Origin of the sequence: Bacteroides ilei (genome assembly GCF_900128495.1) — a bacterium.
GTDB lineage: Bacteria > Bacteroidota > Bacteroidia > Bacteroidales > Bacteroidaceae > Phocaeicola > Phocaeicola ilei.
The window spans coordinates 2,425,023-2,438,290 of record NZ_LT635801.1; the positions used below are offsets into that span (position 1 = coordinate 2,425,023).

Here is a 13,268-nt window from a genome sequence, read left to right on the forward strand (position 1 = left end):
CAGTTTTATTCGTTAGATTTGTTCAGTTTCATTTTCTTCAGTACGGCAATGGAATCTTTCAGCTGTCTGACAGAATCTTTATATACCGAAACCTTCTGCTCCAGGGTGCAGACGCTGTCGGCGGGAACGGGCGCCCCGAATGTTCCTCCCCGGCCTGCCTGTGCCACATTCAGCACAATACTGGCAGCACAAACGACCGACAGGGCCCCCACTATCAATTTCGTTTTCTTTGACATCTTTGATTTAAGTATAGAATTCTTTTTAGTTTCAACTACAGCAAGTGTCAGGTTATCATGGCCGCCACCCGAATTACGGCCCAGGTTATCTACAACGGTGGCCATATCATCTACCAGCGCTCCCAGTACACAGTTGGTCCGTGTAACCAGTTTCAGAAGTTCCTTTTCGGGCATCGACCCGTGTACACCGTCGGTGCACAGCATGAAACGGTCACCTTTTTCATAAGGAAGCACTGCGGTATCCACCTCCACGTCGGGACGTATGCCCAGTGCCCTTGTAATGATATTCGACTGGGCCGATAAACGAGCCTGCTCCTCGGTGATTACCTTCGAACGTACCAGTTGCGCCACTACCGAATGGTCGCCCGTACGGAAAACCCTCGAATGTCCACGCAACTGGTATATCCGGCTGTCACCCACATGTGCCACATAGGCCGCCTGTCTGGAAAGGAGAAGCACCGTAGCGGTGGTACCCATTCCGCGCAGTTCAGGATATTCCTGCCCCTGTTGCCAGATAGCCCGGTTCGCCCGCTGTACTGCGCCGGCTATAAGGGCAGTCATATCTTCCTCCCCGTCGGCTTCCTCCACTCCGGCCATGATTTCCCGCACAGCCATAGACGAGGCCGTTTTCCCTGCAGGACCGCCTCCCATACCGTCGCACACCGTTACAAGAAAACCGTGGCGTGTCTGCAGTGCCCCATACGAATCCTGGTTTTCTGTCCGTCCTCCTATCCTCGATTCGGCAAAGCCGACGGCCAGCTCATTATCTTCCGTATGTAATTGTTCTAGTTCCATAACTTGTTCATTATTTTCTGAAGCAAAGACAGCTCAGGCTGCAGTGCCTCCTGAATCGCGCGTTTGAACTCCTGTGCGGTCTGATAACGTTTCTTCTGGTCTTTTTCCGTAGCCTTCCAGATTACCTGCATCAGCCTTTTCGGAACCGCCGTACTGTCGGGAAGCTTCATTTTCATCTGACGGGTCAGCGTCTCCGCTTCCGAAGCGCATGCCATCGGATTTTTCCCCGTAAGCAGCTCATAAAAGGTAAGTCCCAGCGCATAGATGTCGGTCGTAGCGTTGATGTCTGCCTCCTCCCCGTTCTGCCCCCTCAGCAACTGTTCGGGAGCCGCATACTCGGGGGTTCCTATAAACCCGAACGAAGAGAACTTGTTGCCGCCGTTCATCCGGGCAATCCCCAGATCCATCAAACGCACGTTGGTCCCGTTCTCCACCATGATGTTCGACGGCTTCACGTCACGGTGTACCACCCCCCGCGAATGGACATATGCCAGGGCGTCCAACACATAGGCCACCACCTTACAGATCTTATCCACCCGCCCGGGCGACTGCGCGAAACGTCTCACGTAAACGTCCGAATCCTCTCCCTGTACATAATGGCTTAGGATAAAGATCGGGCCCACATCCGGAGCGTATTCACAATAGCCTACCATCTCTACCAGGTTGGGATGACGGAAAGTCAGTGAGGCTTCCTGGCGGGCGCGTTCCCTGATCTGCCTGTTGTTGGCATAGAAATCCTTTACACGCTTTACGGCCACCAGTTCACCGGTACGGCAGCGGTAACCCAGATAGACATCGCCCATGGCACCACTGCCCAGCGGCTCTTCCATCGGATTATAACAATACCATTCCCCCCTTACCCAAAGATAAAGGTATGGATCGTTCGCTCTTTGCACTACTGTACGCATATCACTGTCCTCATACCCGCCATTTCAGTCAGAATCCCATGGTTCCGCCTTTGTTTCCTCCCGAGAATGATCCATCCATACCAACCGTACCACGGCCGGCACCACCCGGCTCACTGCCTGTTGTGCTGCCTCCGTTGAAATGCGGAGGGACAGGCCCGAAATTCCCCGGACGGGTATAACCGCTCCGGGCCGGCCCGTATGGTTCTTCTTCCTCTTCAGGCTCAGTTTCTACCGGTATGAAGTTGGGAGCAACCGACAAGCCCAATGTATGCGGATCTACCAGAATCAGGTAAAGCTCGTAATTGTCGCCTATGGTAATGACATCACCGTTGAAACATTCCTCGGCCGAGAAACCCAGGCTGTGCCCGTTCAGCATCGTCCCGTTTGTAGAACGGGCGTCACTGATGGATGCAATCACCTTGTCGGGATTCTTCATCTTGCGTACCACCAGTACCGCATGATCGGCCGAAACAGTGCCTTCCAGCAGCTGGATGTCGCACGACGGATCCTTACCTATCGTGTTCTGCCCCATCTGCAAAGGCCAGAACTCACCGGCCAATGTACGTGACACTGAATAAAGGAAACCCACTACAGGCTTTCCCGAATTCTTGAACTTGCGTACCGGATCATTCGGCTGGGCAGAAACACTACCCCCTTGTTGTCCGGCATAGCCGGAATCATTACGTGAATTCGGAGCCGGACTCCCCATTCCCGGCACATAAGTACCACGTCCGTTTCCGGCCGGACGCTCCCTCCGTGAATAAAAGCCGGAATTTCCACCTCCGTTGTTCTGATTGCCGTATTGAGGCGAATCATCAGGCTCCAAGCCCTGAATTACAGTTCGTTTCTGAGACATAGCATTACGATATTTATGGTTAAACTCTTATTTGCCCTTTAAAAAAATAAATATATGCAACAAAATTATAAAAAAATCCATATATCAAATATCTTTTACTATAAAATTTGTCGCTAACATATAGTTTTATCCTTTTTTATTTACATGACAAAAAAGCTACAAAAACAGAGCATTTATATCAACATATGTACAGAAACGAATGTCAACCTGCACAAACAGGACCTTTACAGCACCTGGTTCCTACCGGCATTTCCCGTATGCTTCCTTCAGCTCATTGACATAATCCTTATAGGGAATATGATGGCTGCTCAGGCGGATTCCCAGCATACCGGCCGGATAACGCAGGTCCAGAACCTCACCGTAACGGTTCGGATTTCCCCAGTATTCTACAGGAAGGAGAACTATATGTTTCTTCTTGTCTTTCTTTTTCTCCTGCTCTTCGAAAAATCCGTTTACCGGCATGGTATAGTCCCAGTCACACCACCTCAACACAATGTAGTTGCCTGTATAACCGTCTTTGGCCAACATTCCATCAGGAACTTCCACATTCCCTATCACGACAGCCTTGTCGGCAGCCAGGTCCTCGAAATTCCGGCCGGAAGCCTCTACATTCATGAACCGTACTCCTCCGAATGTAAATCCGTCATCGGTAATATCCTCAACCTTCTGCGCCTTAAAGTCCGAAACCTCCCCAATCATCGAACCTGCCATTTCAACATGATTGATATTGCGATATAGGCCAGACTTATATCTTTCGGCCGCCTTTTCATCTTCGAAACCCTTCACGTCAAAGCTGACGTACGGTTCCAATGTCGTATAATCAAAAGTTACATTCAGGTATCTGTCATAGTACTCCCAGTGACCGCCTAACCTGTAGTTCAGGTGGACAAACACAGTAGTGCTGTCTACATTATCCCATGACGTATCCCCCTTCATATCGACTTCCATTTCACCGTTTTCCTTCAACGAAAGTACGCACGAAGATAAAAGGAGTTCAGGAATCGTAGTCCACCATTGCCCTACCAGCCGCCTGGAGTCTGTGTCATTAACCAGGTTTACCGTTCTGGCGGAAGCGGGCGTCTCCTCCAGGCCATTCCCTTTTTTCTTCTCTTTTGCTACCAGCCTTGACAGCGTATAGATAACCGTGGGGCCCTCAACGACCAGCGTTTCGTCCGAAAGGGATTTCACCAGAAACAGATTGTCCAAATTTCCGACATTCATTCTCCCGGTAAAGTAGGCAGGGTCATTTTTGATCATATTCTTGACAACAGACCATATTTCCGCTTCCTTGCTGCTGTCTCCTCCTACCATACTGATATATTCCAGTTCCGGCTGTAATTTTCCGGAAAGCCTCCACTCCAGGAACTTACCCGATATGCGCCATTCCCCGTCAAGATCCTGACGGTATCTGACGATAACCGATGTTTCATCATCATAGATAAACGAAGCGTATTTTTCCACATGACCTTCCAGGGTTCCGTCCTTCAGCAAGACCATCCTGACGTCGAGCGAATCACCGGCTGCACCGGAACGGAATTCCCATGTGCCCACAAATCCGTCGGCCTCTATCCGGGGAACATCCGTCATTTCGCGCGAAATGGCAGGTTCCGTACGTTTCAGTAACGGCAACAACTGCTCATACACCTCATCCGATACCATTACCTTAAGCCACCGGGTATTCACGGAATTTTCAGTACATTCCCAGTCAACCACATCCCTACCGTTTCTTGTCAGGAAGAAATGCAGGTCCGGATATTCCGAAACATTACTCCGAAACATTGAATGCATGTTCTTAAAGACAGAAGAATCCTCTCCCATCCTCCATACCATGTCACCGTCTTTCATACACGAGGCCACCAGGACCGCCGGATCGGTAACCAGCCTGCCGTACGGAAGGGTCCTTTCACTGCGGTACATGTCGGTATAAGCCAGAATAAGACAATTACTGCCCGAATAATCCTTTCCATCGAAGTCTCTTTCCTTCACCAATGGAGCATCCGACTCCATATTTTCCAGGACACAGCCCTGGATCCGTTCCACCTGTTTCCAGGTCAGATAACGGATGTGGGCAAGGTATCCCAGGTCCGAGGGGGAACCTTTCAGACCGTCTATCTTCACCAGACCGTATTCCAACGTTTCCGGATCTACCCGGAACACCACCATGCTACGGTTCCGGCCGGCGTCCACCACCGAATGGAGTGTCCAGCTCCTGATCAAGTCATCAACACTTATTCCAGTGATGCCGAGTGAAAGGACATCGGCGGCATATCCACCGTCAATCAGAACCAAATCGTTGTCACGGAGCCCCAGCCGGTAAGCTGCCGAATCGGTCACCTCTATGGTCATCAGTTTCGGACACGCATCCTTGAACAGGCCCTGGTCGGTTATAGGCTGGTTATTCTCGTCATAATGCTTCGCCCCTCCCTGATACAGGAGTTTCGTATAATAATAGATGCCGGTTCTAAAATATACATAATCGGGTTCACCGAACTCGTCACGTCCGATAAAGGATGACAGCTGCTCTCCCGAGGTGGAATACATGACTTTCCCTCTGTAATACCGGATCGAAGGATCTCCCCCCGCACGGCACGTTACCCCGTAGGCATTCGCATCATCCTCACTGAGGACATTGCCGTTCTTGTCGTATCTCCATATGTAAGACTTTGTCAGTGCACCCTGTTCATCATACGTCCGGACAAAGCTCCTGACAGATTCCGATAATGTATCCTGTACAATTTTCTCAACCGCATAATCCCCGAAAGGATTGCAAAGACGTCCGTTGCCGTCATAATAGCTGTCCGTGTATCTGTATCGGTTCGGGCGCTCTATATATTCGATCCTGTTGAAAGCGAACTCCTTGCTTTTATCCGGATTCCCGTCTTTATCATAATAGGCACGCAGCGTAATACGGCCCCGGGCATCCAGTGAATCGATTCTGGTACTGCCATCCTCCCATCTGACAAATGAATAACCCTTGCCGGTTTCCTCCATGTAACTCTTTATCTCCTTACCGTCTACCACACTGTATTCTTCATACAGAATCCGGTTACCTTCGTCATCATACCTGTAGACAACTCCCGACAGATACCCTTCTGTCGAACAGGGCTTCCTGTCTTTTCCCAGATAAACACTTCGTATGGTTCTTCCGGCATCATCGTATTCGTGCATCACAAAAGCCGTACCCGCGGAACTCTCCGTCGGCTCACCGTTCTTGTCATAATTCACCACTTCCGTCATATTCCCCCGGTCATCGAATGTATAGACTGTCCGGTGTACCCCGTATGCATTGGTGTCGGGCACATCATCCGCCGTATAATAGGCTTCCTCCGTATTTCTGCCGTAACGGTCATATTTAAATCGGATCTTTATGACATTTTTCTTGCTTTCCACATTCCGGCTGTCCGGCATCCGCATCGGCTGCCACTTGTCGTCCATGTACATGGACGAAACATTCTGGTGGTCGGCATTCCATTCATATTCCACTCCACAGTTGTTCCAGTTGTCGATGGTCAGGTTTCCATCCCCGTCTCTCGACTGTTGCTGCACGACATGCCCGTACCTGTCATAGGCGAAAGCCTCCATAGCTACCCCGTCCGAGTTGGGTTTCCGGCGTCCTTTCGCATCTATGTATTCCACGATGGAATCATTCCCCCACCGGTCTTCGGTCAGACGCACCAGTGTCCCGTAGGTAAACAGTGAATCCTTCCTCATTTCGGCAGGCAGGCCGTAACAGTCCTTGTAAGAGCCTATATATTGTCCGTTCCCTATCGGCACGCGCGAGTAGGTATACACGATGTTTCCGTCCTTATCGTACACACGTTCCTGAATGACATTCTTTCCCGACGGGTCGGGTACAAACTCATAAATGCAGTTTGTCTTCAGCTTTTCAATCCATTCGGCATTTGCCGTGGTATCCGTATCTGCCGAACCCAGCTTCAGGATATAAGGCGACAAATAGCTGGAAGCAAAGTTTCCGTAAGCGTCTATGGTCTCCATCTTTCCCCAGTTTCCGGAAGGATAGCGGTGGGTGAAACGGTACGACAGACTTCTATGTGAAGCATCCTCCTTACTGATCGTATCCATGGGAAGTATCCAGCCATACTGTTTCTTGGTCTGTGTACTGTATATCGTATCGTTCCCGTACAGGCTGCGGCTCCGTACTTCCTTCCGTCTTTCCGTCTCCGTCCGTTCCGTTGCCCCGTCATTCCGCATCACGGCATCCGTTTCCCTTCCGGTAAGCCCCACACTCTTTCTGATGCTTTGCGGATAGAGTAATACCGGCCATGACAGCAGCAGCCATACCGGCAGCATGCAGATTCCTGTCAGTTGTCTTTTCATAGCGTCCTCCTTTCTGGTTAGAATGTCAGCGGGTCATTGTCCAGGTCATAAAAGGTCTCTCCCAGAAGTTCACCCGTGTCGGAATATTCGTATACCACCCGGTGTATGCCGGCCAGGGTCGTATCGGGGTTCCCTCCGGCATCCAGGAAGACCATCTCCCGCTTCCTGCCCCACTTGTCAAGCTTCACCAGGCAGCGTATGTAGGTCTCCAGCTTCCCCGCCCTTCCTTCCGGCATCCGCATCGGCCGCATCTCCTGGTCCACCCGGGTTATGGTATAGCTGTTGCCGGCATCGTCATATTCATAGACGTTGCCGCAGTTGCCCCAGTTGTCTATCATGTAGTCGCCTACGGCATTGTTCGAACTGCTCCGCAGCACACGCCCTTTCTCATCGTATGTATACTGGCGCTGGTCCACCCCGTCGTTGTTCAGCCGCCGGAAACCCGCCCCGTCCAGGTAGTCAATGATGGAATCATACCCGTGCCTGTCGTAAGTGATCATCACCACATTTCCATAGGCATAGTTACCCGATTCAGCAATATCCACCGGATAACCGTAATCGTTGGTATAGCTTGCCACCACCCGGTTCCTGCCGTTCCTGATGGGCTGGAACCCGTAAATCATATAGTTGTTTTTGTCGTAGGCCCGTTCTTCGGCCACCTGTTCGCCCGAAAGGTCGGACGTGATATACCACTGGCATATCCGCGCCAGCTTGTCTCTCCATTCACGGTTCTCGTCCGACGTATCCGATTCGGGGTCGAGTATGTAGGTCCCCTGCCCGTGGTCCGATGTCAGCGAATCACCGTGCATGGCCTGTATATGCTGCCAGTGCCCTTTCGCGTTCTTCAGGGCCAGCTTGAAATAATACGGCAGGTGGTCGGCCACCTCCTGGGTAATGGGGTCGCCCTTTCCCACAATCCACGAATACCTGCGGGTAATGTCCCGGTACAGTACATAGTCGGGTTCGGGAGCAGCTTCCCCCGCTTTTGCCTTTACCACTCTTGGAGCAGGTTTTTCAAGTACCAGCCTAGTCTCTTCGTTGGGTCTGAAACGGCTCAGCTGCTGCGCTTCGGCTACCGTGATGCCGGCAGCCAGAAGCAGGAACAATAACGCTTTCTTCATGTGTCAGTCCTCCTTTTCCATTTGTCGTTGAACCCATTCATACTCCGTACCGGTCAGAGCCAGCACATGGAACTCGGCACCCGGTCCTTCCTCCGCTCCGGCACCTATGCGCTCTGTCACTTCCGCATAACCTCTCCGGATATCCGGCCGCAACACCGTGATCACACTGGGTTCCGCCCCGATCCGTTTCCATTCCTGTTCCAACATCCGTGTATCCATCCCGAAGCTCCACCGCCCACAGGCCACAATCCGGTCGCCGTCCTTCAGTCCGGCCCGGTACAGTACACTTTCCTTGTCCAGGATGTGCAGGTAAGGAATGTAATGGCCGCTCAGGTCGGTCGGGGTCACGAAATTCATCTGGCTGTACGAATTGGAGATGATGTACTTCTTTTTCCCATAGATGAAAAGACGCCCCTTGCAGTCCAGGTATTCGGTCTCCCAGTAGCTGACACCGTCATACAGCACGCTGTTGTCCTCCCACTCGTTCACGGCACGTATATTGGCGTAATTGTTGTCGTTGTTCTTGTTGAAATAGATCTTGTAATACTCGAATCCTTCCTCTTCCCAGCTTCTGCAGCGTACCGGCGTACCGTCTATGCCGCATACCGCACGGCCTATCTGCTGCCCGTTCTGGATGAAGTACATCATCGACTTCACGATCTTCCCCCCGGCGTCATAGATCCGGTACTTCGATACGATACCGTTCGGGTCGGTCGTGGTCTCCTTCCTGAAATAGGAGGTCACATTACCGTAAGCGTCCGTCTTTGTCTCCAGCGGAAGGACGGAGCCTTGTTCCTCGTCGTACGTGTAATACGAAGAGACGGTCACATTCCCTTTCCGGCTTCTCACCACCCGGTGGAACACCAGGATGGAATCCTGACCGGAACCGTTCCTGAACCACTGTCCGTTGATCTTCCGGCCTTTCTCACCATAGAAAGATGTTACAAGGGTATTCCCGCTGATGGAATCCACCCGCTTCACCAGCGGAACCGGCTTGGTGATGTCATTCACCTCCTCGGTTACCACATCCTGCTGCCGGGTCACGGTCCTCCGGTAGGCGGTCACGTTCCGTGCGTTGACGCGCTCCTCCAGGGTAAGCCTGTCGGCATCGTCGTATGCCCACTTCCACCGGTAAATCTCGTCACCGGTCTTTCCGTAAGGTGTTCCCCGGGCGGTAAGGACACTCTTCGACACCAGGATGCCTCCGGCATCGTACTCATATTTATAGATGGCAGGAATCCCTTCGTCCATACGGCCGTCTATCCGGGTCTCGAGCACGTTACCCCGTCCGTCACGGGTGGTGACCAGTTCGGCCACGGCCTTCCCGTCGCGGCTGTCGAACAGGAATTCACGCCCCCCGGTGCTGACGGTCATCACATACCCCAACGGTCCCCTGGCAGGATCGGATGCCAGCGCCTGGATGGAATCACGGATGCTCATGCTGTTGGCATACCAGGTAACGATACTGTCGTTCGCCGCCCGGAAATAGATGGTGTTATATGCCTGGCCCGACTGGCGGGTGGGCTGTGCGTATTCGTTCAAGATGTACTTGCACACAACACCGTCGGCGGCATAGACCCAGAGGTAACCGCTCACGCCCGGCTCAATCTCCTGGCACACCCCGTTATAGTCGTAATAAGTGATGCCTACCAGCCGCCCCCTGTCATCCCACGAGAGCTTGGCCTGTTCCACACCGCTGTCGCGCACCTGCAGACTCTGGCCACGGCCCGACACGAAATGTACCCAGGCTTCCCTGTCGTTCATGTATGAATAGTTCAGCTCGAACAGTACCGTCCCTTTTTCGTTGACGTATTCTTCCTTGATGATACGCCCGTTCTTGTCTTCGTTGATCCTGATACCGGTCACCGACGACAGCAGACCCGAGAACAGGGTACCTTTCGCATCGGTCTCCGCACATTCACCTATCTCCAGGGCCTTCAAGCGGGGACTGTGGGGCAGCTTCCCGTTCGACGACCGTACCTCGATTTCCGAAACGTGCGTCAGCCATCCCGTATGCTTCAGGCAATAGTACAGCGGCGTCACCTTACATTCCGCATCGCCGAGCTCAAAGAACGGCAGTCCCACTATCTGTCCGTTCCGGATGTCGTAGCGGGTGAAGTTCCCGCTGTATACATGGAACTTCAGGAAATAGGTAACCGCACCTATCAGCAGCAGGGAAACGATCACCGTACCGAAAAACGCCGTACGCCTGCGGTTCTGCCTTCTCGCCCGCCGGGCGTTCTCCATCAGCAGCTTCCGCTTGCGCTCTTCCTCCGCCAGCAGCTTCTGCTTCTCTTCTTCCTGCTCCCGGAGCTGCGCCCGGACCTCGCGGCGGTTCTTCACCACCCCGCACAGGATGTCGTGGATGTATTCCACACGTATGTCGCCTCCGTACGAGAACAGGCGCAGCAGTTTCCGGCCTTCACAGCCTTCGCAGCCGTCGGCAAGCTTCCTGATGTCTTCGGCTGCCACCCCATGGGCCGTCAGGTCCGAAAACGACACATTGTTGCGCCGCCCCTCGTTGGTGATGAGCACGTCTTCCAGGTAATCGGCCGTAGCCTGCGGTATGTCACGGATGGAGTCCTCATAGAAATCCTTGATGATATCATCGCTGAACTGGTCCACCAGTCCGGCCGTAATGCAGCCTCCCTCGGGCATCTTCTCATAGAGGCGGCTCAGGTAGAGCGAGAGGATGGCGGCGTCCACGTCTATTTCGGGAATCCCGTCGAGCAGGAAATCCTTCCGCCCCGTCACCTTCTGGATGATCAGTGCGGCCACATCCTTCTGCACCAGTCCCGGACGGGGCTTCATGATGATCTCGGCGGCCTGCTCCTCGTTGATGGGCTGCAGGGCGAAACGGTTGACCTTCATCACGGGGATGTAGGCGGTATAGCGTTCCAGGTACGAGAGGAAATCCTCACGCAGGGTAAACACGATGTGGTACCTGGGCGACTGCAGGTATTCGGGCATCCCGCTGCCGCCGTCTTCATCCAGGTCGATATCAAGGTCCAGGTCGTCCAGACTGGCTACCTGTACAGGTGCCGGCTTCACGACAGGCTCCGACGTATCCGTCATGGCGTTGACGATGTATTGCGGCGTGACGTCGTTCAGCAAATCGGCCAGTTCGGCAAAGAACCGGGTCTTCACCTTCTCGTTCTGCTGCAGGGTGAAGATCTCCTCAAACTGGTCGAACACCAGCAGCAGCTGCACTTCCTTCCCGTCCTTATCACTGAAAGTATTGCGGTGCAGGTACTCCCAGATGGTTTCACGGTCCTTGTCTATGACCGGAACCACTTCATTCACCGTCACACCGGCCTTTACCACCGCCACACGGATCTGCTCCATATAGTCTCCCTCACGGTGATGGTCGAAACGGATTCCCACCGGGAACAGGCCGCAGGCTCTCGCCACAGGGAAGATACCTGCGTTCAGGATGGACGACTTACCGATACCCGACTTTCCGTACAGCACGGTCTGGGTATTGTTGATGATGTATTGTGAGAGACTTTCTATCTCCCGGTTTCTTCCGTAGAGTATCTCACCCTCCACGTAGAAGTTCAGCCCTTTCCAGGGATTATCTGTCTTAGTTGCCATAGTTCAATTCCCTTTCCATCCGTTTAAATTCCTGAACTCTTTCACAAAGCTTGTCGGCAATGCCTTCTATATCGGCCGAATAACTGTACCATGCGGCGTTCTGACTGCTGAACGACCGGGGTATCGCCGTATTCTCGTTATAGAAGTCGAAACCCTGCTCGGCTACCGGACAGATAAAAGGAAGTCCGCCCCGCTTCACGGATACGGCATCGGCTTCCAGCCACTCGGTACGGTATTCATGTTCCTGCAGAATCTCGGCCTCGATGTTCTTCGTCAGGACGGGCACGAACAGGCGGCTCTGCCTGATGCCCGCCATGATCTTCTGCTTCCAGCCTTCCCATTCACGGATACCGCCTCCCGTATCGAACCATACGTTCAGCCCCCGGCTGCTCAGAATGTCAAACAGGTGGCTGGCTACAGCCGAATCGCTGCGCGAATAAGAGATAAACAGGTCGTAGTTGAATACCGGCCCCCTGGGTACGGCCTGGTTCGCCCGACGGTAGATACGGGTCACTATTTCATTGACCGCCTTTTCCGGATCGGTCTGTACAAACGTTTCCAGGCGGTTCAGGAACTGCTCCAATGAATTTTCGATGTGACTGCTCACGAACACCGAAGGCTGGTTGCGCTCGGCCGAGCGCATGAAGTACCAGATGAACCGGAACAGCCAGTCGCTGTAGTTGTTGCCCAGAAACAGCAGGTACTTCTGCCTGATCACTTCGGCCAGCAGTCGGGGCACTCCCGTACCCGACATCCACGCCTTGCAGAACTGCATCATGTCAATGTCGGTCACCACGTAGCGGTGGGGTTCGATGCTGTACTTGCCGAACATGTAGAACACGGTAGGCTGCCTCAGTTCCCGCTCGTTCATGATATCGCCCGCCCCCACCCGTGTGTCGTGGATGGGGTTGTTCGTGAACTGCAGCACCCTCACGCTCCCCTCTCCCCACACGTCGTCCATGGCCTTCTCTACCACACCCGTAAACGAGGTGGTGATCACAAAGGGGAACTTCTTGGTCTGCAGGAGCTTCAGCAGCAGTTCCGACGGTTTCGAAGGGATCTGACTCAGCACCTTGTATATCAGCGGATATATCTTGTCGCGCTTGTTGTCTACGGCCGCCGTGAATGTCTTGTCGTACACCAGTTGTGCAAACGACTGCGGGTTCGACGTCACGCCATACTTCTTGGCAAAGAACCTGATCAGCTGGGTATGCAGGTTTTCCGGGTCGTCTACCTGGAAATCAGGCCCTATCACAGGTATCACGTTTCCCTCCATCACTTCATCCAGGAGGGACTTCCACCGGTTCTCGGTCTCTTCCTTGTTCACGTCAATGTCTATGTCGACAATGTCAAAATCTTCCAGACTCATAGTATGATAGTATTTGAGGTTCAGGTTTTCGGGTTTGTTTCTCTTCCGTAC

Annotated in this window: 7 protein-coding genes; all 7 read right to left on the reverse strand. The window is 53.0% G+C overall.

Annotated elements, in window-relative coordinates; genetic code table 11:
- Window positions 1–5: 5 nt before the first annotated feature.
- Complete coding sequence (locus tag BQ7489_RS10445; RefSeq protein WP_072530950.1) at window positions 6–1,031, reverse strand: PP2C family protein-serine/threonine phosphatase; 1,026 nt, start codon at window positions 1,029–1,031, stop codon at window positions 6–8.
- Window positions 1,022–1,939 (reverse strand): serine/threonine-protein kinase, encoded by a 918-nt coding sequence (locus BQ7489_RS10450; protein ID WP_083580560.1) that lies wholly within the window; start codon window positions 1,937–1,939, stop codon window positions 1,022–1,024. Before BQ7489_RS10450 ends, BQ7489_RS10445 begins: the two co-directional genes overlap by 10 nt.
- Window positions 1,940–1,967: 28 nt before the next feature.
- Window positions 1,968–2,795, reverse strand: coding sequence for an FHA domain-containing protein (locus tag BQ7489_RS10455; protein ID WP_072530952.1), 828 nt, complete (start codon window positions 2,793–2,795; stop codon window positions 1,968–1,970).
- Window positions 2,796–3,035: 240 nt separating this feature from the next.
- Entirely contained in the window at window positions 3,036–7,133 is a 4,098-nt protein-coding gene (locus tag BQ7489_RS10460; protein ID WP_072530953.1) for a hypothetical protein, read from the reverse strand.
- 17 nt (window positions 7,134–7,150) lie between these two features.
- The gene (locus BQ7489_RS10465) at window positions 7,151–8,254 is read right to left on the reverse strand and encodes a hypothetical protein (RefSeq protein ID WP_072530954.1); all 1,104 of its coding nucleotides are present in this window, start codon (window positions 8,252–8,254) and stop codon (window positions 7,151–7,153) included.
- Window positions 8,255–8,257: 3 nt separating this feature from the next.
- Complete coding sequence (locus tag BQ7489_RS10470) at window positions 8,258–11,848, reverse strand: nSTAND1 domain-containing NTPase (RefSeq protein WP_072530955.1); 3,591 nt, start codon at window positions 11,846–11,848, stop codon at window positions 8,258–8,260.
- Entirely contained in the window at window positions 11,838–13,217 is a 1,380-nt protein-coding gene (locus BQ7489_RS10475; RefSeq protein ID WP_072530956.1) for a toll/interleukin-1 receptor domain-containing protein, read from the reverse strand. The genes BQ7489_RS10470 and BQ7489_RS10475 overlap by 11 nt, the downstream gene beginning before the upstream one ends.
- Window positions 13,218–13,268 lie beyond the last annotated feature (51 nt).

Bases quoted from the DNA above. Each gene is read 5' to 3' on its own strand.
- BQ7489_RS10445 (WP_072530950.1), bottom strand. From the start codon at position 1,031: ATGGAACTAGAACAATTACATACGGAAGATAATGAGCTGGCCGTCGGC.
- BQ7489_RS10450 (WP_083580560.1), bottom strand. From the start codon at position 1,939: ATGCGTACAGTAGTGCAAAGAGCGAACGATCCATACCTTTATCTTTGG.
- BQ7489_RS10455 (WP_072530952.1), bottom strand. From the start codon at position 2,795: ATGTCTCAGAAACGAACTGTAATTCAGGGCTTGGAGCCTGATGATTCG.
- BQ7489_RS10460 (WP_072530953.1), bottom strand. From the start codon at position 7,133: ATGAAAAGACAACTGACAGGAATCTGCATGCTGCCGGTATGGCTGCTG.
- BQ7489_RS10465 (WP_072530954.1), bottom strand. From the start codon at position 8,254: ATGAAGAAAGCGTTATTGTTCCTGCTTCTGGCTGCCGGCATCACGGTA.
- BQ7489_RS10470 (WP_072530955.1), bottom strand. From the start codon at position 11,848: ATGGCAACTAAGACAGATAATCCCTGGAAAGGGCTGAACTTCTACGTG.
- BQ7489_RS10475 (WP_072530956.1), bottom strand. From the start codon at position 13,217: ATGAGTCTGGAAGATTTTGACATTGTCGACATAGACATTGACGTGAAC.